Origin of the sequence: Streptomyces sp. NBC_01410, assembly GCF_045040195.1 — a bacterium.
In the GTDB taxonomy this organism is placed as follows: domain Bacteria; phylum Actinomycetota; class Actinomycetes; order Streptomycetales; family Streptomycetaceae; genus Streptomyces.
In genome coordinates, this window is the sequence record NZ_CP109530.1 from 1,850,497 (window position 1) to 1,868,479 (window position 17,983).

15 protein-coding genes are annotated in these 17,983 nt (G+C 71.1%); 6 read left to right on the forward strand and 9 right to left on the reverse strand.

Annotated elements, in window-relative coordinates:
* The first annotated feature begins 219 nt into the window (after positions 1-219).
* Together OG741_RS08550 and OG741_RS08555 are read left to right on the forward strand one after the other, a co-directional pair.
* Entirely contained in the window at positions 220-1,992 is a 1,773-nt protein-coding gene (locus tag OG741_RS08550) for a S8 family peptidase (RefSeq protein ID WP_405596209.1), read from the forward strand.
* A 61-nt stretch (positions 1,993-2,053) separates the two neighbouring features.
* Entirely contained in the window at positions 2,054-2,530 is a 477-nt protein-coding gene (locus OG741_RS08555) for a hypothetical protein (RefSeq protein WP_405596210.1), read from the forward strand.
* A gap of 73 nt (positions 2,531-2,603) precedes the next feature.
* Here the strand turns inward: OG741_RS08555 and OG741_RS08560 are convergent, their stop codons facing one another.
* The 5 genes from OG741_RS08560 to OG741_RS08580 form a co-directional block, all read right to left on the reverse strand.
* Positions 2,604-5,648: an NPCBM/NEW2 domain-containing protein gene (locus OG741_RS08560; RefSeq protein ID WP_405596211.1), complete on the reverse strand. Its 3,045-nt coding sequence runs from the start codon at positions 5,646-5,648 to the stop codon at positions 2,604-2,606.
* 94 nt (positions 5,649-5,742) lie between these two features.
* Positions 5,743-6,972 (reverse strand): cysteine--1-D-myo-inosityl 2-amino-2-deoxy-alpha-D-glucopyranoside ligase, encoded by a 1,230-nt coding sequence (mshC, locus tag OG741_RS08565; RefSeq protein WP_405596212.1) that lies wholly within the window; start codon positions 6,970-6,972, stop codon positions 5,743-5,745.
* A gap of 571 nt (positions 6,973-7,543) precedes the next feature.
* Positions 7,544-8,362, reverse strand: a complete 819-nt coding sequence (locus OG741_RS08570; protein WP_405596213.1) for an SCO1664 family protein — start codon at positions 8,360-8,362, stop codon at positions 7,544-7,546.
* Positions 8,326-8,916 (reverse strand): DUF3090 domain-containing protein, encoded by a 591-nt coding sequence (locus OG741_RS08575; protein ID WP_266478233.1) that lies wholly within the window; start codon positions 8,914-8,916, stop codon positions 8,326-8,328. Before OG741_RS08575 ends, OG741_RS08570 begins: the two co-directional genes overlap by 37 nt.
* Positions 8,917-9,020: 104 nt before the next feature.
* Positions 9,021-9,707, reverse strand: a complete 687-nt coding sequence (locus tag OG741_RS08580; protein ID WP_405596214.1) for a histidine phosphatase family protein — start codon at positions 9,705-9,707, stop codon at positions 9,021-9,023.
* 67 nt (positions 9,708-9,774) lie between these two features.
* On the opposite strand from OG741_RS08580, the gene corA reads away from it, so the two are divergent.
* Positions 9,775-10,758 (forward strand): magnesium/cobalt transporter CorA, encoded by a 984-nt coding sequence (corA, locus tag OG741_RS08585; RefSeq protein ID WP_405596215.1) that lies wholly within the window; start codon positions 9,775-9,777, stop codon positions 10,756-10,758.
* A gap of 10 nt (positions 10,759-10,768) precedes the next feature.
* Here the strand turns inward: corA and OG741_RS08590 are convergent, their stop codons facing one another.
* Together OG741_RS08590 and OG741_RS08595 are read right to left on the reverse strand one after the other, a co-directional pair.
* The gene (locus OG741_RS08590; protein ID WP_405596216.1) at positions 10,769-11,554 is read right to left on the reverse strand and encodes a ferritin-like domain-containing protein; all 786 of its coding nucleotides are present in this window, start codon (positions 11,552-11,554) and stop codon (positions 10,769-10,771) included.
* Positions 11,555-11,824: 270 nt separating this feature from the next.
* Entirely contained in the window at positions 11,825-12,874 is a 1,050-nt protein-coding gene (locus OG741_RS08595) for an LLM class F420-dependent oxidoreductase (RefSeq protein ID WP_266478225.1), read from the reverse strand.
* Between the two features lie 129 nt (positions 12,875-13,003).
* On the opposite strand from OG741_RS08595, the gene OG741_RS08600 reads away from it, so the two are divergent.
* Positions 13,004-13,987, forward strand: a complete 984-nt coding sequence (locus OG741_RS08600; RefSeq protein WP_361917217.1) for an aldo/keto reductase — start codon at positions 13,004-13,006, stop codon at positions 13,985-13,987.
* The gene (locus OG741_RS08605; RefSeq protein WP_405596217.1) at positions 13,984-16,110 is read left to right on the forward strand and encodes a helix-hairpin-helix domain-containing protein; all 2,127 of its coding nucleotides are present in this window, start codon (positions 13,984-13,986) and stop codon (positions 16,108-16,110) included. Before OG741_RS08600 ends, OG741_RS08605 begins: the two co-directional genes overlap by 4 nt.
* A gap of 96 nt (positions 16,111-16,206) precedes the next feature.
* Here the strand turns inward: OG741_RS08605 and OG741_RS08610 are convergent, their stop codons facing one another.
* A complete protein-coding gene (locus tag OG741_RS08610) occupies positions 16,207-16,866 on the reverse strand; it encodes a hypothetical protein (protein WP_405596218.1) in 660 nt (219 codons plus the stop codon).
* A 47-nt stretch (positions 16,867-16,913) separates the two neighbouring features.
* On the opposite strand from OG741_RS08610, the gene OG741_RS08615 reads away from it, so the two are divergent.
* Positions 16,914-17,102: a DUF5703 family protein gene (locus OG741_RS08615; protein ID WP_005319466.1), complete on the forward strand. Its 189-nt coding sequence runs from the start codon at positions 16,914-16,916 to the stop codon at positions 17,100-17,102.
* 102 nt (positions 17,103-17,204) lie between these two features.
* Here OG741_RS08615 and OG741_RS08620 read toward each other — a convergent pair whose 3' ends face one another.
* Complete coding sequence (locus OG741_RS08620) at positions 17,205-17,957, reverse strand: chaplin family protein (protein WP_405596219.1); 753 nt, start codon at positions 17,955-17,957, stop codon at positions 17,205-17,207.
* Between the last annotated feature and the right edge of the window lie 26 nt (positions 17,958-17,983).

The window sequence follows — 17,983 nt, forward strand, 5'->3', positions numbered from 1 at the left end:
TGCGACTCTGCAGTGTTTGGCCGAATTGCGGCGTGACATCGCCTTCAAGCCGAAATGCACGGGCTGCCCAACCAGCTTGAATTCAAACGTATTTCGTTCAGCGGGGTGGACGTACCGCGGTGTCGGTAGCAGGGTGGCCACCGGCACCACGGAGCACAGCCACGGAGCACCCACCCGGCACAGACACGGAGCACGCACCCGAAGGGAGCGGTCACCGCGATGACCGATCAGGCACTCCCAGGTCAGGGCCCCGGAACGACGGGCCCTGGACCCGACGGAGCTGGATTCACCTATCAAGGAGCCGAGCCGGAGCTGATCGTCGTCGCACGGGCCGAGGCCCGGCTGCGCGCCGGCACGGATCGCGTACGGTCGGCCTCCGGGGCGGACATCTCCGCCCTCAACATGTTCCTCAGCGACGAACAGCTCGCCCTGGAGCCGCTGTTCGGCAATGAGGAGCGGACCCGGTCCGCCCTGCCCTCGCCGCCCGCCGGGCCGGCCGGACGGGGCGTGATGCCGGACCTCTCGCTCTTCTATCGCGTACGGGGCGGGGGCGACCGGGCCCTGGAGCTGACCGCCCGGCTGGCGGCCCTCCCCGAGATCGAGACGGCATACGCCAAACCCGGCGCCGTTCCCGCGCGGACGGCACCACAGGGCCCACCTGCGCCGGCCGCCCTGACGGAAGAGGCCAAGCGGCTCAAGGAGGGCGCGCCCGCGACCCCCGACTACACCGGCCGCCAGGGCTACTTGCGGCCCGCGCCCGAAGGAGTGGACGCGTACTGGTCCTGGCAGCGTCCCGGCGGCTCGGGACAGGGCGTCACCGTCGTCGATGTCGAGGGCGCCTGGCAGCTGGGCCACGAGGACCTGGCGGACAGGCTCGCGGGCATCGTCGTCGGCAATCCGGTCCAGGATGTCGCCTGGCGCAACCACGGCACGGCGGTCCTGGGCGTCATCGGCGGCGACCGCGACGAGAAGGGCATCACCGGGATCGCGCCGGAGGCGGTGACCGCGGCCGCCTCGTTTCAGGGCACCGGCTCGGCCGCGGCCATTCACGCGGCGGCCGAAAGGCTCTCCCCCGGCGACATCCTGCTCATCGAACTCCACCGGCCGGGACCGAGGTTCGACTTCGAGGAGCGCGACGACCAGCGCGGCTACATCGCGCTGGAGTGGTGGCCGGACGACTGCGCGGCGATCCGCTGGGCGAGCGAGAAGGGTGTCCTGGTCGTCGAGGCGGCGGGCAACGGCGCCGAGAGCCTGGACGACGCGCTGTACGAGCGCAGGCCCGACGAGTTCCCCGAGTGGTGGCGCAACCCCTTCAACCCGTCGAACCAGTCGTCCGGGGCGATCCTCGTCGGAGCGGGCGCTCCCCCGCCCGGGACGCACGGCCGCGACCACGGTCCCGACCGCTCGCGGCTGGCGTTCTCCAACTACGGGGCGCGTATCGACGCCCAGGGCTGGGGCCGCGAGGTCACCACGACCGGCGGTTTCTGGGACCGGGCGGGTGATCTCCAGGGCGGCGCCGAGGAGATCGCCTGGTACACCGACACCTTCTCGGGCACCTCGTCCGCCTCGCCGGTCGTGGTCGGCGCGCTGGCCTGCCTGCAGGGCATCCTCAGGGCGGCGCAGCTCGCTGCGATGAAGCCCGAGCAGGCGCGCGAGGTCCTGCGCAGGACCGGTTCTCCGCAGCAGGACGCCCCGGGACGGCCCGCCTCGCAGCGGATCGGCAACCGCCCCGACATCAAGTCCGCCGTCACCCACCTGATCCCTGCCTCGGTCGGCTCGGGCCGGGCGGAGCGGTACTGGGACGAGCTGATGCCGTATCCCCGTGAACTTCCGCCGCGCATGAGGCTGTTCGTGGCCGGCGCGTGGCGCAACCTCAACCACCCCGCCCCCGACATCCGCCAGGCGGTCCATGCCGCCTTCGCGGGGGGACGGCCGGACGTTCGCGTCTGGTACTCGGACGACGAGGTCGTGGGCCTGGTCGTCGCTGGATGAACCGCGGATGAAACCGCCGGAGCAATCGCCGGAGGAAATCGAAAGGGAAGGTGAACATCGCATGAGCACCACCCCGCAGATGAACCCCAGCACCATGAGCCAGCAGTACGGACAGCAGCAGTACGCGCAGCAGGGCGCGAGCACGGCACCGCCCCAGATGGGCCACCAGAGCCAGCAGAGCCACATTCCGCTCGCGCAGGAGATGCAGCAGCTCAGCCAGCAGCAGCCCTACCAGCACCTGCTCCAGCAGCTGGCCGGGCAGCAACACCAGCAGCAGCCGCTGGTGCTGCCGGGCGCGGTCGACAGCCAGGCCATCACGAGCGGCATCGCGACGAAGTTCTGGGACGTCGTGACACCGCTGCCCGGCCAGCCGTCCATCCTCTACCTGTTCATCAACAACGGCTGGCGCCGTCTGGTCAACCCCAACGCGGTGACGCATGACCAGGTCCAGGAGGCCTTCGCCTTCGGGCAGCAGGTCATCGGGATCTACGAGTCGACGAACGACATCATCCAGGCCGTCATCGTGAACAAGCAGTAGCGCCAACTCCCGCACAGAGGGCGCCGGGTGGGCAAGGGACCACCCGGCGCCCGATCATGCTCCGGCCACGTACCTATGCGCAGCTGAAGCGGGCCGCCGCCCAGTCGCCGTGGTCGCCCGCCTTCGAGCCGTTGGTGTCGGTGACCTTCAGCCGTACATGCCGCGCCCCGACGAGCGGCACATCGACCGGTACGGTCGCCGACGCGCCTGTCACCTTGGGCGAGGTCCACAGCACCTTGCCGTCCGCCTCGACCGAGAAGGCCACCTCCCCATAGCCGTTGATCTCGTCGTCGATGCCGACATCGGCGGTCAGCGCGGTGCAGCGCCCCCCGAGATAGACCTCGATGTCGGAGTCGGCGTGGGCGCCGATTCCCTTCTCGTACGTCGTGCCCGCCAGGGTCAGCACGTGCCCGTCGGCCGCGCCCGACTCGCCGTTGCTGCGGTCGCGTTCGGCGGGACCGTAGCCGTTGGCCGCGGTGAGCCAGTGAAGATCGCTCGCCCATGCGTCCGCGACCGGCGGCTGCGGCATCACCCCGACCGCGAACCGCTGAAGTGACGTGCGGTCGACGCCCGCCGCCCGATGCCGTGCGAGCGCGGTCAGCGTCGCCTCGCCGGGCGTGGCGTCCTTGGCCGGAGTGACGGCCACCTCGACGCGCCTGGTGGTCCCTGCCGGGATACGGTCCACGGCCTGGGCCGGGCTCACCTGCCAGCCCGCCGGGGCGTTCAGCGAGACCTGGACCGCGGTGGCGTCCCGGGTGCCCGCCGTGACGTCGACGGCGACCGTGCCCGCGACGCCCGCGCCGAGCTCCTGGCCGGCCGGGACGGCGACGGCAGCGGCGGCTGTGGCCACCGCGCCGCCGACGGCGCTGGTGTCCTTCAGCTCAAGACCGAAGCTCCGGTCGGTGCGCAGGGACGGCGTCTTGACGTTCACCACTCCGCCGCGGTCGTCCTGGTCGTACCACCAGCCCTGCGCGGCCTTCTCGTACGCCGCCTTCGAGCTGAGCCTCGGCAGCGCCCGGCCGTCGAGTGCGACCCTGCTCGGCGCGTCGCCGGTATGCACGCTGAAGCGGTACGGGCGTGTGGCCTGCTTGCCCGTGAACTGCCCCTGGCTCCCGCCGATCCGGACGGTCACATCGCCGGCTCCGCTGCTCGGCGCGGCCACGTCGGCGCGCTGGGTGGCGTACTTCCCCGCCCGGTGCTCGCGCGTGACGCCGTCGTCCTCGTACATCGTGAACGACGAGCGCCCCTGCGGGTAGATGTCCCAGGCGAGCGGGGAATCGGCGGTGCGGTCCGCGTACGAGCGGATGCCCGGCCACATCGGGACGGCCGCCCCGGCCTTCACGAAGAGCGGCAGTGTGTCGAGCGGCGCGCTGTAGCCGTCGACAGTGACGGGCCCTTCGTAGGTCCGTCCGCTCCAGTAGTCGATCCAGGTGCCCTTGGGCAGATAGATCCCGTCCCGTTTGACGGCGTCCTGGTAGACGGGCGCGACCAGGAAGTCCTCACCGCTCAGGAACTCGTACTTGGCCGCGTCGGTGGCCGCCTTGGGGTCGTCCGGGTACTCCAGGGCGAGCGGCCTGGCCAGTCCCACACCCGTGCTCGTCGCCTCGTGCGCGTAGGAGTAGATGTACGGGAGCAGGGACTCGTGCAGCTTGAGATAGCCGCGGTTGACAGTGGTGTACGGCTCGCCGTACCGGAAGGGCTGCTTGTCGTGGGCCGCCCAGCCGTCCATGGTCATCGTGACCGGCAGGAACATCTTCCACTGCAGATCGCGGGTGTACGTCTTGGGGCTGCCGCCGAAGATCCCGTCCACGTCGCCCGTGGTGTACGCGAGACCGGACATGCTCGCGCCCGCGTAGGTCGGGATCTGCCAGCGGATGTACTCCCAGCTGCCCGACTGGTCGCCGGACCACTGCACTCCGCAGCGCTGCGCTCCCGACCAGCTCTCCGGCGCCCAGGTGAAGCCGCGGGCGTCGCTGTTGTCCTCGATCCCCTTGTGCGCGTCCTTGCAGCCGTCGAGCGCGAACTTGTAGCCCTCGCCGACCCAGGCGACATCGAGTTTGGCGACGCGCTGGCCCGCCTTGACCTGCTCGGCGAGCTTGCCGATGCCGTCCTCTGTCCACAGGCCCATCTGCATCTTGCGGTCCCTGAGGCCCTGGCCGGTCTCCGCAAGGTTCTCGTAGCCGCACCCGTAGCCGTCGTTGACGAGCATCCAGCCGTTGGGCATGTCGTTCTGGACGTAGCCGTCGGCGACCTTGAGGGCGTCGAGGGTGTGGCGCTCGCCACGGTTGGCGTTGTGCAAGTAGCAGTCGGCGTCGCCGATTTCGAGGCCGTAGACGGGCGGCATGAAGGGCTTGCCGGTCAGCCTCGTGTACTGGCCGATGACGTCCTTGGCGCTCGGTCCTGCGAAGTAGTAGGCGTCGAAGCGCTGTTCCTTGGCGGTGGCCGTCACCGGGTCGTCGAAGGCGTACGTATTGGGCGCGTACGTGTTGCGGTAGACGCCGTAACCGGCCGAAGAGAGGTAGAACGGCACGGAGTTGGGATGCCCTCCGTCGTTCCAGTTGTAGTCGACGCCGACCTCGACGGTCTTGCCGCGGTGCGAGGTGTTGCCACGGCCGTTCTGCATTCCGGCGCCGTAGTACTGCTCGTCTGCGCCGCGGGCCAGGGTCTGGGTGGTCCTGTCCTGGTTCCAGGTCAGGCCCTTGGTCTCTGCCCAGAGCCGGGTGCCGTCGGCCCGGTGCAGGGCGAAGCGGAGCGGCGACTTGTACGCGCGCAGTGTGACCTTGGAGGTGCTGAGTTCGTACCGGTCGCCTCTGTCCTGCCAGGTCGTCGCGGGCGGGGCGCCCTGGGGCAGGACGATGTCCGTGCCCGTGGGGTCGGTGAAGGCGCCGTCCGGGGCGAGTTCGATACGGAAGGTCTCGGCGGAGACGAAACTGACGCGGGCGGTGGCGCGGCCGGCGGTCAGCCGGAAGACGGCTCCGTCGTGAGCGAACCCGGTGACGTCACCGACCGTCGTGTCGGCCGGTTCGGCCTGTGCGCCCGTGACCTGCGGCACAAGGGCGGCGAACAGACCGAGGAGCGCGGCAACGACCGCTGATCTGAAGCGTTTTGGGGATCTCATGGCGCTGTGTGTAACGCGTTGCCGCGTACATGACCATGGACTTGTGTCCGGCCGCTCCTGGACTTATCGAAGCCCGGGAGCGGCCGGAGCGGGTCTACAGGGCGACGCCCAGCAGGGCGTCGACGGCGCGCGAGACGAGGCCGGGCGCGCCCTCGTCCGTACCGCCTTCGGACTGCTGGAGCGCGGCCCAGCGGTCGACGGCGGCGAGCGCGGCGGGAGCGTCGAGGTCGTTCGCGAGGGCGTCGCGGATCTCCTCGACGAGCGCGTCGGCGGACGGCCCGTCGGGCCGGGACACGGCCGCACGCCAGCGGCCGAGCCGCTCCACGGCGTCCCGGAGCACGTCGTCGGTCCACTCCCAGTCGGCCCGGTAGTGGTGCGAGAGGAGCGCGAGTCGTATCGCGGCGGGGTCCACGCCGTCGCGGCGCAGCTTGGAGACGAAGACCAGGTTGCCCTTGGACTTCGACATCTTCTCGCCGTTCAGGGCGACCATGCCCGCGTGGACGTACGACTTGGCGAAGGGGTACTCGCCGGTGAGCGCCTGGGCGTGCGACGCGCCCATCTCGTGGTGCGGGAAGGCGAGATCGGATCCGCCGCCCTGCACGTCGAAGCCCATGCCGAGGTGGTCGAGGGCGATGGCCACGCACTCGATGTGCCAGCCGGGCCGCCCGCGGCCGAGGCTGCCGCCGTCCCAACTCGGCTCGCCCTCGCGGGCGGCCATCCAGAGCATCGGGTCGAGCGGGTTCTTCTTGCCGGGGCGCTCGGGGTCGCCACCGCGCTCGGCGGACAGCGCCTTCATGGCCTCGGCGTCGTAGTGGGACACCTCACCGAAATGCGGGTCCGACTCGACCGAGAAGTACACGTCGCCTTCGAGCTCGTACGCGGCGCCGGCGTCCCGAAGACGCTCGACGAGCGGCACGATGCCGGGTATGGCCTCGACGGCGCCGATGTAGTGCTGGGGCGGAAGCATCCGCAGGGCGGTCATGTCCTCGCGGAAGAGCGCGGTCTCGCGCTCGGCCAGCTCGGTCCAGTCGTGCCCGTCACGGATGGCGCGCTCAAGGAGCGGGTCGTCGACGTCCGTCACGTTCTGGACGTACTGAACCTGCCGCTTGTTGTCGAGCCACACGCGCTGAACGAGGTCGAACGCGTTGTAGGTCGCCGCGTGACCGATGTGGGTCGCGTCGTACGGAGTGATGCCGCAGACGTAGATACGGGCGACGGGACCGGGGTCGAGGGTCACAGGACCACCGGTCGCGGTGTCGTGGATCCGGAGGTCGCGGCCCTTGCCAGGCAGGGCGGGGACCTCAGAAGCGGGCCAGGCATGCATGACACGAGCCTAACCGGACGGCGCTTCCACATACGACCCGGAGTCGGGTAGGGGTTGCCCGGTGCGCTGTCGGTGACCGTCGAGCACCCGCGCCGGGGTTGCCCGGTGCCGTGGGCTCGCCGTTCGGGGTCCGCTCCGGGGTGCAGCCGGGACTGCATGATTTACGGCGCGTCTCAGCCGTACCGAGGGGCGCGGGCGTCCCCGCGCCACAAATCACGCTCTACGTCCCGACTCCACCCGCTCCGCGGCCCCCTTGCGGGGTGACCTGCTCGGTCACCCGCACCGCGGAGACGCGGGTGCCTCGCTCGCGCCGCGGGAAGCGGATGCCCGGCTTGCGCCGCGAAGCCGGCGCTCGGGGGGTGTGGGGCGCCAGCCCCAACGTTGCACCTCCCTCTCGGGGACCCAGGCCTGCGCCGCGCAGCCGGCGCGGCGCGGGTGGCGGGCGCGGCGCGCCGCGAAGCTGGCGCCTGGGGTGTGGGGGCGTCAGCCCCCACGTTCCCCTCCGCCCCGGTGGGGACTGGGGGCCTGCCCCAGTTTCGGGATGGGGTGGGGTGGGGGAACAAACCCCGCCTCACACCGGCGGCCACGGAATCGCCGGCCACTCCCCCGACGGCACCGGATGCCTCCCCGCCCCCCTCAGCGCCTCCACCCGCCCCCTCAGCGCCTCCACCTCCGCCGCCGTCAGCAGTTGCGCCAGACGGGTGGCCAGCGGCCCGTCCGCCGACAGGGAGTCCGACAGGGACGCCAGCCCCGACAGTGCGTCCGCCGGGAGTGGATCCCCCGCCCACCCCCACAGCAGCGTCCGCAGCTTGTCGTCCACGTTGAACGTGACCCCGTGGTCGATCGCGTACAGATGACCGTCCGCCGTCGGCAGCAGATGCCCGCCCTTGCGGTCGCCGTTGTTGATCACCGCGTCCAGCACGGCCAGCCGCCGCAGCCGTACGTCGTCCGCGTGGACGAGCAGCGCCGTACGCCCCTCGCCGACCTCCGCGAAGCCGACCGCCTTCCAGCCCTCGCCCGGCTCCTCGTCCTCGACCAGGGCGAGGAGGGACTGTTCGGGGTCGGCCTCGATCCAGAGCTGGACCATGCCCTGGCCGTACGGCCCGTCCCGCAGGACCGTCGGCGGGACCAGGCCCCACCCCGTCGCCTCGGAGACCTCGTACGCCGCGACCTCGCGCTGTGCGAGCGTCCCGTCCGGGAAGTCCCACAGCGGCCGCTCCCCGGCGACCGGTTTGTACACGCAGTGGGCCTCTTCGCCCTCGTACGAGACGGAGCAGTACAGCACCGCGTTGGACGCCTCGCGGACCTGTCCGCGCACCTTGAGCTCCCCCTTGGTGAGGAGATCGAGTGCCGTCAGACTCCGCGGCGGTATCCGTTCTGGCGCGGGCATACGTGTCCTTCCGGATCGAGCGGCAGGCTGCACAGCGGGCACGGCGGCCGGCCGGCGTTGACCACGTCCAGCGCGCGTTTGGCGAAGGCCCTGGCCTGCGCACCGCTCAGCCGGACGCGCAGCATCGGCGGGCCGTTCTCCTCGTCCTGGAGCAGCCGCTCCTCGGCCTCGGCGAGGTCCTCCTCGGAGTCCGCGTCCAGCTCGACGAGCGCCTGCGCCTCGACGATCATGCGCTGTTCCTCGCCGTCCCAGGCGAGCGCCATCGTGCCGACCCGGAACTCCTCCTCGACCGGAGCGTCCAGCGGCGCCGTGTCCGAGACGTCGGCGGGCGCCACGGCCGGCACCGGCGCATTGCCCCCGGTGCGGCGTACCACCTCGTCCAGCAACTCGTCGATCCGCTCGGCGAGCGCGGCCACCTGGGTCTTCTCCAGGGCCACGCTGGTGACGCGCCCTGCGGCCGAAGCCTGCAGGAAGAACGTACGGCGTCCAGGCAGCCCGACCGTACCGGCCACGAACCGGTCCGGCGGGTCGTAGAGGAACACCTGACGGGACACGTTCTGTCTCCCTCGGGACGAGTGCGGAAGGTTGTCGAGCGGGCATGAAGGTTATCGAGCGGGCATACGGGTTTTCGGCCCGTCCACCCTACTGCGCGGAGCGATCACGGGGCGCCCGCGCCGCCCCCGACGACTCCGGCCCCGCCACCGCCGTTCCCGCGCGGCACCAGCGAGCCGAAGTCCCCGGTGTCACCGAGGCGCAGGAGAAACGGGCGGGTGCGTGTGTACCGGATCGCGGAGACGGAACACGGCTCCACATGAATCCGCTGGAACAGGTCGAGATGCATGCCGAGCGCGTCCGCCACCAGGGACTTGATGAGGTCGCCGTGCGAGCACATCACATACACCGCGTCCTCGCCGTGCGCGGCCTCCACGCGCGCGTTCCAGTCGCGTACGGCGTCGACGGCCCGCGCCTGCATCGCCCGCATCGACTCACCGCCGGGAAACTCCGCCGCCGACGGGTGCTGCTGCACGACTTCCATCAGCGGCTCGTCGGCGAGCTCGGCGAGCTTGCGGCCGGACCAGTCGCCGTAGTGGCACTCGCCGATCCGCTCGTCGGTCTGCAGCTCCAGTCCGGGCCGGGCGTCGAGGAGGGGCCGCAGCGTCTGCACGCAGCGCTCCAGCGGGCTGCTGACGGCCGCGGCGAGCGGCACGTCGGCGAGGCGTCCGGGCAGCTCGGCGGCCTGCGCGGCGCCGCGCTGGTCGAGGAAGACACCGGGGGTCCAGCCGGCGAGCACCCCCGCGGTGTTGGCGGTGGAGCGTCCGTGGCGTACGAGGATCAGCGTGGCCATGCCCGTCAGCCTAGGCCGACCTGCGCCAAGGGGTGCGCCTGGGCCGTGTGCGGGGAAGAATGCCTTCGTGATCGTGGACTGCGCCATCTATCGCGCGGGGCGCCGAACGCCGGGCCCCGCCGACTTCTCCGATGCCCTGGCCGAGGCGCGGGCCACGGGCGACGCCTTCCTCTGGATCGGCCTGTACGAGCCGACGGAGAAGGAGTTCGACCATGTCTCGGCGGAGTTCGGGCTTCATCCGCTGGCGGTGGAGGACGCACTCGACGCCCATCAGCGGCCCAAGCTCGAGGTGTACGACGATTCGCTGTTCGTGGTCCTCAAGCCGGTGGTGTACGCGCCGGAGAGCGGCGCCGTCACGACGGACGAGCTGATGGTCTTCATCGGTGACTCGTTCGTGGTGACCGTGCGGCACGGCGAGAGCTCGCCGTTGCATGCCGTACGGCTGCGTCTGGAGGCCGAGCCGGAGGTCCTCAAGCACGGCCCGACGGCGGTGCTGTACGCGATCAGCGACGCGATCGTCGACCACTACATCGATGTCGTCGGCGAGCTCCAGGTGGACCTGGAGGAATTGGAGACCGAGGTCTTCGCGCCGGTCGGCGGCGGTGCGCGCAACAGCGCGGTGCGGATCTACACCTTCAAGCGGCAAGTGCTGGAGTTCCGCCGGGCCGCCGGGCCGCTGGCGGCTCCGATGGCTCGTCTCGCGAGCGCGGGCGTGCCGTTCGTCCACCAGCACTCGCAGCCGTTCTTCCGGGACGTCAACGACCATCTGACGCGGGCGAACGAGCAGGTGGAGGGGCTGGACCGGCTTCTGTCGGACGTCCTGTCCGCCCATCTCGCGCAGATGGGCGTGCGGCAGAACGACGACATGCGCAAGATCTCGGCGTGGGCGGCCATGGTCGCGGTCCCCACGATGGTCGCGGGGATCTACGGCATGAACTTCGACCACATGCCCGAGCTGCGGTGGGTGTGGGCGTATCCGTTGGTAGTGGTGCTGATGGCCGGTGCGGTGTACGGCCTGTTCCGGCTGTTCAAGCGGCGGGGCTGGCTGTAGTCGCGCAGGATCAGAAGGCGGGGGCGACGGTCGGCGGACCGTCGAGCGCGCCCACGCGCTCCGGCATCCGCAGGCTGACCATCCGGTGCCAGCCGCCGAAGCGTTCGTAGCCGTACATCGCCTGGATGCCCACGCTCAGCGCGGCGGACTTGGCCCTGGGCCAGTGCAGCACGCGGCCCATGTGGTCCATCACGGCGAGGCTGACATCGCGGTAGACCTGGATCTCGGCGAGGGCGCTCTCACGCAGGACCCGCTGGATGGTGCGGCCGTGGCCCGCGGCGGCCAGACGCAGCAACTCCTCGTGGCAGTACGCCAGATGGTTGTCCTCGTCGTTGCAGATCATGGTGATGGCCTTGCCCAGCTCGGGGTGGTTGCCGAAGTACTTCACCAGCATGTCCATCTGGTCGGCCGCCCGCTGTTCGGTCACCCGGCTGTGCGAGAGGTAGACGACGATGTCCTCCTCGGTCAGCGGCTGGTCGCGGCGCAGCTTCTCGTGGGTGAGACCGATGCCCCGCTGCTCGAGCAGCATCGTGTAGTCGGTCTCGGGCGGGACGGGCACCGGCTGAAGATTCCGCTTCTTGAGCAGGGCGTTGAAGAGTCTGCCGTGCTTGTCCTCGTCGGCGCCGTGCCGGGCGATCTTGGGTGCGAGGGCACGCATGCTTTCGGGTACGAGGGCGGCGATACGGCCGTTCTCCCAGCCGCCCTGCGTCTCGCCGCTGGCGGCTATCGAGCAGAAGAGCTGGAATGCGTCGTCGCTGTCGACGATTTCCTGGAAAAGACTTCGGGCCGAAAGCATCACTGCACCTCCAAGAAGATGTCCGCAAATAAAGAGTCAAATGCGGTACGGGAGGCGAGGCAACAGGTAAGTCGTACAACTCCGCCGAACGGACGACGGCGGTACGCGACACGAAGGGGGCTCCGGGGAGTAACCCTGAAGGCCCCTCGGGCGTTGTGCTGCATGACGGCCGTGGCGGGGAAGACCCCCCGAGCCCCCACCACGGCCGCGGACTTCTCGACGGCGACAATCGCACTGCCCGGCTTGCCCGGCCCCAGGGGGCCGACCGGGTTACGCCAGGCCCGCGCGCTCCAGCGCTTCCGTACCCGCCCGCAGGGCGGTCAGGCGCTCGTCGAGCGTGAAGCCGGCCGGCGCGAGCGTCAGCGTCGTGACCCCGGCCGCCGCGTACGCCTGCATCCGCTCGGCGATCCGCTCCACCGGGCCCAGCAGCGTCGTCTGGTCGATCAGCTGGTGCGGGACCGCCGTGGCCGCGCCCGCCTTGTCGCCGGACAGGTACTTGTCCTGGATCTCGGCCGCCTCCTTCTCGTAACCCATGCGCTGCGCAAGCTGGTTGTAGAAGTTCTGCTTGCGGCTGCCCATGCCGCCGACGTACAGCGCGGTGTACGGACGGAACATGTCGGCCAGACCGCCCACGTCGTCGCCGACCGCAAGCGGCAGCGTCGGGCAGACGTCGAAGCCCTCCATCGTCAGCCCGGCCTTCTCGCGGCCCGCCCGGAGGTACTTGATCGCGGTGTCCTCGAGGTGCTCTGCGGACGGGAAGATCAGCAGCGCGCCGTCCGCGATCTCGCCGGTCTGCTCCAGGTTCTTGGGACCGATCGCGGCGATGTAGAGCGGGATGTGCTCGCGCTGCGGGTGCACGGTGAGCTTGATCGGCTTGCCCGGTCCGTCCGGCAGCGGAAGCGTCCAGTGCTCGCCCTCGTACGACAGGCGCTCGCGGGACATCGCCCTGCGCACGATCTCGACGTACTCACGGGTGCGGGAGAGCGGCTTGTCGAACTTGATGCCGTACCAGCCCTCGGAGACCTGCGGACCCGAGACGCCGAGTCCCAGGCGGAAACGGCCGCCGGAGAGGGAGTCGAGGGTGGCCGCGGTCATCGCGGTCATGGCGGGCTGGCGGGCCGGGATCTGCATGATGGCCGAGCCGACGTCGATGCGCTCGGTCTGCGCGGCGACCCAGGTGAGCACGGTGGGGGCGTCGGAGCCGTATGCCTCGGCGGCCCAGCAGACGTCGTAGCCGAGCTGGTCGGCCTCCTTGGCGACGGCGAGATTGTCGCTGTCCATCCCCGCGCCCCAGTAGCCGAGGTTGATGCCGAGCCGCATAACCGCTCCCTCTTACTGATCAGTAACGTCCCTGTTCCGGGGACTCTAGCGCGGGTTCGGGCGATCCGGCAGAGGGACGTTGTCCACAGGCTCTCTCAGGGTGGGCCGATGGCCAGTAATCTCGCGCCCATGGAGCAGAGGCATCTCGGCCGTACCGGCCTGCGCGTGTCCCGGATCGGGCTCGGCACCCTGACATGGGGGCGTGACACCGACGAGCATGACGCTGCCGACCAGTTGAAGGCGTTCTGGGAGGCGGGCGGCACGCTGGTCGACACGGCCGATGTGTACGGCGGCGGGGATGCCGAGTATCTGCTGGGGCAGCTCGTCGAGCGGCTCGTGCCGAGGCGCGATCTGGTCATCGCGACCAAGGCGGGCAGCGTGCCGGACCCGGACCGGCGCTTCGACGGCTCGCGCGGGCATCTCCTCGCCGCTCTGGACGCCTCGTTGGAGCGCCTCGGTACGGACTATGTGGATCTGTGGCAGGTCCACGCCTTCGATCCGGAAACCCCGCTGGAGGAGACACTCCAGGCGCTGGACATCGCGGTGAGCAGCGGGCGTGCGCGCTATGCGGGCGTGTCGAACTTCTGTGGCTGGCAGCTGGCGAAGGCGGCGACCTGGCAGCTTGCGTCGCCCGGGGTGCGCACGCGACTTGCGAGTACGCAGATGGAGTACTCCCTGCTGCAGCGGGGCGTCGAGCGGGAGGTGCTGCCCGCGGCGCTGGACCTGGGGGTCGGTCTGCTGCCGTCGTCGCCGCTCGGCCGCGGGGTACTGACGGGGAAGTACCGGCATGCCACTCCGGCGGACTCGCGGGGCGCCTCAGAGCAGTTGGCGCCGTTCGTGGAGCCGTATCTCGACGAGGCGGCGAGCAGCATCGTGGACGCGGTGGCGACGGCGGCGGACGGGCTTGCGGCGACGACGCTCCAGGTGGCGCTGGCATGGGTGCGGGACCGGCCGGGAGTGGTGGCGCCGATCGTCGGCGCGCGCAATGCGCAGCAGCTCACGGCCGCGTTGTCAGTGGAGGCGCTTAGTCTTCCTGACGAGATCTGCCAGGCGCTCGACGACGTGTCGGCGCCCGTGCACCGATATCCCGACCAGGACTGGAGCACGCTGTGACCGAGCCGGACGCGCCCGAGGCCGCGGACGCCACTGAGGCTGCTGAAGCCACTGGGGCCGCGGACGCCATCGAGGCCCCGGACTCCGCCGCCGACGAGACCGCTGAGGCCGCCTCGCCCGAGGAAGGCACGGCGGACACCGCCGCCGGTGACGCCGGGAAGGCCGCCGAGCTGTCCGAGGCCGAGGCCGAGCTTGCCGCGCAGCGGGAGTTGAGGGCCAGGATCGAGCAGCGCAAGGCCGAGAAGGCGGCGCCCATCGAGGCCGGCACCAAGCTCAGCGGGACGGCCGCCGATCTGCTCGCTGCCGTACGGGCGGTGGAGAGCGGCGAGAAGTCGGGCACCGCTTTCTTCGACTCCCCGGCACCCGCGCCGAGGCGACCCGCCCCCGCGGCGGCCGAGCCGGTGCGGCCCCGGGTTCCCGAGCCCGCCGGGGCACCCCGGGCGACCGCGCCGGAGACCGTCGACGGCGTGCGGTCCGTCCTCGTCGAGGGCGGTGCGCCCGAGGCGCTGGCGGGGCAGGTCGCGCAGGCGCTCGGGGAGCAGGCCGCGGAGATCCTGCGCGAGGATCCCTGGCGGCTGCTCTCGGTGCCCGGGGTGCGGCCGGAGCAGGCCGACGGTTTCGCCCGGGCGCTGCTCGGCGCCGAGTGCGGCCCGGGGGACGAGCGCCGCACGACCGCCCTGGTCGGCTGGCAGTTGGAGCGCGCGGCGCTCCAGGGTCACACCGCTCTCGAGTCGTCGGCCGTGCGCGCCGCGCTGGCCGAGCGGTCGGTGCCGGATCCGGACGAGGCCTTGCAGCAGGCCATCGCGGAGGGCGCGGTACTGGTCTTCCAGGACGGCGTCGAGGAGATCGAGCAGGCCGGGGAGGAGTCGGAGTCCGAACAGCCCGCCGTGCCGGTGCTGTTGGGCCTCGACCGTTACGCACTCGCCGAGGAAAGCCTCGCGGACGGGCTTGCGCGGCTGGCGAAGACCGGCACCGACGCCCGATGGGAGGCGGCGGAGGCGACCGAGCTGATCCGCGCGGTCGCGGTGAGCGGTCTGGTCGTACACACCGGAGGCGAGGCGGCGCGCGCCGAACCGGTGGCACTGGCCGAGGCCGCCGCGGAGCTGGGGCTGCGCGCGGTGATCGCGGTCCACAGCGAGAACGGCACCAGGCGGCTCGGCAGTGACGCGGTCACGTTCGACGGGCTGATCTCGGGTTCTCAGGGACCGGGCAGGGACGCGGACGGGGCCTTCGCACTCGACCTCCTGGTGGTGCTGGACGCGCCGCAGCTCGATGTGGAGACCGCCGCGATGCTGGTGGAGTCGATGCCGGACGGGAGCCGTCTGGTGCTGAGCGGCGATCCCGGTGTGCTGTGGTCGGCGGGCGCGGGCCGGGTGTTCGCCGATGTGCTGGCGGCCGGGGTGTGCCCGCAGATCGCCTCGCGCACGCCGGATCCTGGCCCGATCGGGGAGCTGGTCTCGGGCATCGGGATCGGCGAGCTGAACCAGGTGGAGGCGCCCGGCAAGGAGGTCGTCATCGTCCCGGTGCGCGACGCGGGCGAGGCGGTCCACCGTACGGTCCAGCTCGTCGCCGACTCGGTGCCCCGGGCCATCGGGGTGCCGACCGAGCAGACCCAGGTCATCACCGTCGGGCACGGCGGCTCCGCGGGCACCCGCGCGCTCAACGCGGCCCTCAAAGAACGGCTGAACCCCGGTCCCGGCCGGTTCGGCGGCTTCGACCCGGGCGACCGAGTGGCCTACGCCCCGGCGCTCGGCCGGACGCTTCCCGGCACCGTCGTCTCGGCGGACGCGGACGGCCTGCACCTGGACTGCCAGGGCACGCCCGTCGTCGTACCGAAGGAGCGGGTCGAGTCGGGCGTGCGCCACGGCTGGGCACTCACCGCGCACCAGGCAGCCGGGATGCGCTGGCCCGCGGCGGTGGTTGTGCTGCCGGGCGACGCGGCGCAGGGGCTGAGCCGGCCGTGGGTCTACACCGCGTTCAGCCGTGGCGAGCGTCATCTGTCGGTGGTGCACGGCGTGGACCAGGCGCTGCCGCGTGCGGTGGCGGAGATCCCGTCCCAGGACCGTACGACCCGGCTGCGGCCGCTGCTCGAAGGTCTGCTCGCCCCGGAACCGAGTCCGTAGGCGCATCCGGCGCCGAACCGCAGGCAGAAAGGCACGAGGCCCCCGCCGCTGGGATGCGACGGGGGCCCGGCTGGAAATCAAGCCGACCGGCCGCGGTCAGGACTCCGACTCGTCGAGATCGTCCATCCCCTCGCCCAGCTCGTCCTCGTCGAAGACCGAGCTGACGTCGAAGCGGCACACGACCCGCTGCGGGTCCGCCTGGTCGAAGGGCGTACTCAGCCACTCCCCCGGCTCCGGAAGATCGTCCGAGGCCGACACCCACAGCGTGGAGTCGCCCTCCTCCAGGCCGAACTCCTTGTGCCGGGAGGCGATTTCATCCGGTTCGTACTCCCCGAAGAGCACGCCGAGCGCCGCGTGCACGCTCGTGCCGACCAACGGCGCATCCTCCGAGCGGTCCTCCTCGGGGTCCAGATCGGCGATGCGCTGTGCCTGTGCGAGCAGCCGCTGTGGCTCGACCACCGCGTAGTCCCGGCGGATCAGCACGCTGAGCGCGTTCGGCTCCTCGGGGCCCGCGTACGGCGGAAGCGAGTCGTCCGCGCCCGGGATCTCGAACGGCGTCACCTCGTCATAGCGGTCGTAGAGGCGTTCGTCGTACGCCTCCGCCGCCGCGGCAAGGATGTTGAACGCGTCGTAAACGGCCGGGTCGTCCTCACCCGAGCGGTTCTCGACCGCCGCGAGGTGACGGTCCAGTGCGGCTTTGACCGCCTCGGCGGCGGCACGTACCTCGGCAGCGGTGGGCTGCGCAGCATCAGACATAGTGCAGACGCTATCCGTACTGGGGCTCTGCCCGCACAATAGATGCGATGCCGGAATACGAATTTGTCGACGTGTACGTGCCGCGCGGGGTCTCCCGCAAGGAAGCGACCCGTCTGCTGACCGACCACGCCGAGTACGGACACTGGGAGTTGGACCGACTGAGTCTGCATCGGGACGGCAGCCGCAGGGTGCGGCTGCGCCGGCGCATCATCCGTCAGGTGCGCGCCACCTGGTGAGCGAGTGAGTGCAGCGGAGCGGGCCTCGCGACCGCGGGACCCGCTCCGTTTCATGCACCTTCGTACAGCTTCGTACCGCTCTACCTCACGGCAACCGCGTGGTTACGCGGAGGCGCGGGCGCGACGGTAGAGCACCGTTCCCGCCAGCAGCAGACCCGCACCCGCCGGGGCCAGCAGGCCGAGCGCGCTGGATCCGGTCTGCGCGAGCTGGCCGGGGGTCTCGCCCTGGTCGACGTTCCGCGTGCCGGGGGCGTTCGGCACGGCCGGAGTGACGGGAGTGACCGGCTGCGGAGTGGTGGGCGTCACGGGCACAGCCGGGACTGCCGGGGTGGTGGGCTCACCGGGGGTTGCCGGCTCCTCCGGGGGCGTCGGCTCCTGCGGGTTCCCCGGCTCGTTGGGGACGGAGGGCGGCGTGTTGGCATCGTCGCCACCGCCGGTGCCGCAGTCGTTGCCGAACGCCGGGTTGAGCACCGCTCCGGCATCGACCGTGTTCCCGCAGACGTTCACGGGGACATCGAGCGGCACCTGGACGGTGTTGCCCGAGGCGACGCCGGGCGAATTGCTGGTCGCCCCCTCGGTGTGGGCTCCGCCGGTCGAGGCGTCGTCGGACCCGCTGTCGTTCGCGCAGCCGTTGCCGAACGTGGGGTTCAGCAGCGCGATGACATTGACCGTGTTCCCGCACACATTGACGGGCACGTGAACCGGGACCTGGACCGCATTCCCGGACGCCACGCCCGGAGAATTCGATGCGCTCCCGTACGCGCCGGCATCCGCCTGCGCATAACCGCCGCCGAGGGCGAGTACCCCGCCCGCAGCCGCGACGGTGATCAGACCCTTGCGAGAGAGTTGTCGCATAGGTTGTTCCCTGCTTTCCGCTTCAG

Bases quoted from the DNA above. Each gene is read 5' to 3' on its own strand.
- OG741_RS08550 (WP_405596209.1), top strand. From the start codon at position 220: ATGACCGATCAGGCACTCCCAGGTCAGGGCCCCGGAACGACGGGCCCT.
- OG741_RS08555 (WP_405596210.1), top strand. From the start codon at position 2,054: ATGAGCACCACCCCGCAGATGAACCCCAGCACCATGAGCCAGCAGTAC.
- OG741_RS08560 (WP_405596211.1), bottom strand. From the start codon at position 5,648: ATGAGATCCCCAAAACGCTTCAGATCAGCGGTCGTTGCCGCGCTCCTC.
- mshC (WP_405596212.1), bottom strand. From the start codon at position 6,972: ATGCATGCCTGGCCCGCTTCTGAGGTCCCCGCCCTGCCTGGCAAGGGC.
- OG741_RS08570 (WP_405596213.1), bottom strand. From the start codon at position 8,362: ATGCCCGCGCCAGAACGGATACCGCCGCGGAGTCTGACGGCACTCGAT.
- OG741_RS08580 (WP_405596214.1), bottom strand. From the start codon at position 9,707: ATGGCCACGCTGATCCTCGTACGCCACGGACGCTCCACCGCCAACACC.
- OG741_RS08590 (WP_405596216.1), bottom strand. From the start codon at position 11,554: ATGCTTTCGGCCCGAAGTCTTTTCCAGGAAATCGTCGACAGCGACGAC.
- OG741_RS08595 (WP_266478225.1), bottom strand. From the start codon at position 12,874: ATGCGGCTCGGCATCAACCTCGGCTACTGGGGCGCGGGGATGGACAGC.
- OG741_RS08600 (WP_361917217.1), top strand. From the start codon at position 13,004: ATGGAGCAGAGGCATCTCGGCCGTACCGGCCTGCGCGTGTCCCGGATC.
- OG741_RS08610 (WP_405596218.1), bottom strand. From the start codon at position 16,866: ATGTCTGATGCTGCGCAGCCCACCGCTGCCGAGGTACGTGCCGCCGCC.
- OG741_RS08615 (WP_005319466.1), top strand. From the start codon at position 16,914: ATGCCGGAATACGAATTTGTCGACGTGTACGTGCCGCGCGGGGTCTCC.
- OG741_RS08620 (WP_405596219.1), bottom strand. From the start codon at position 17,957: ATGCGACAACTCTCTCGCAAGGGTCTGATCACCGTCGCGGCTGCGGGC.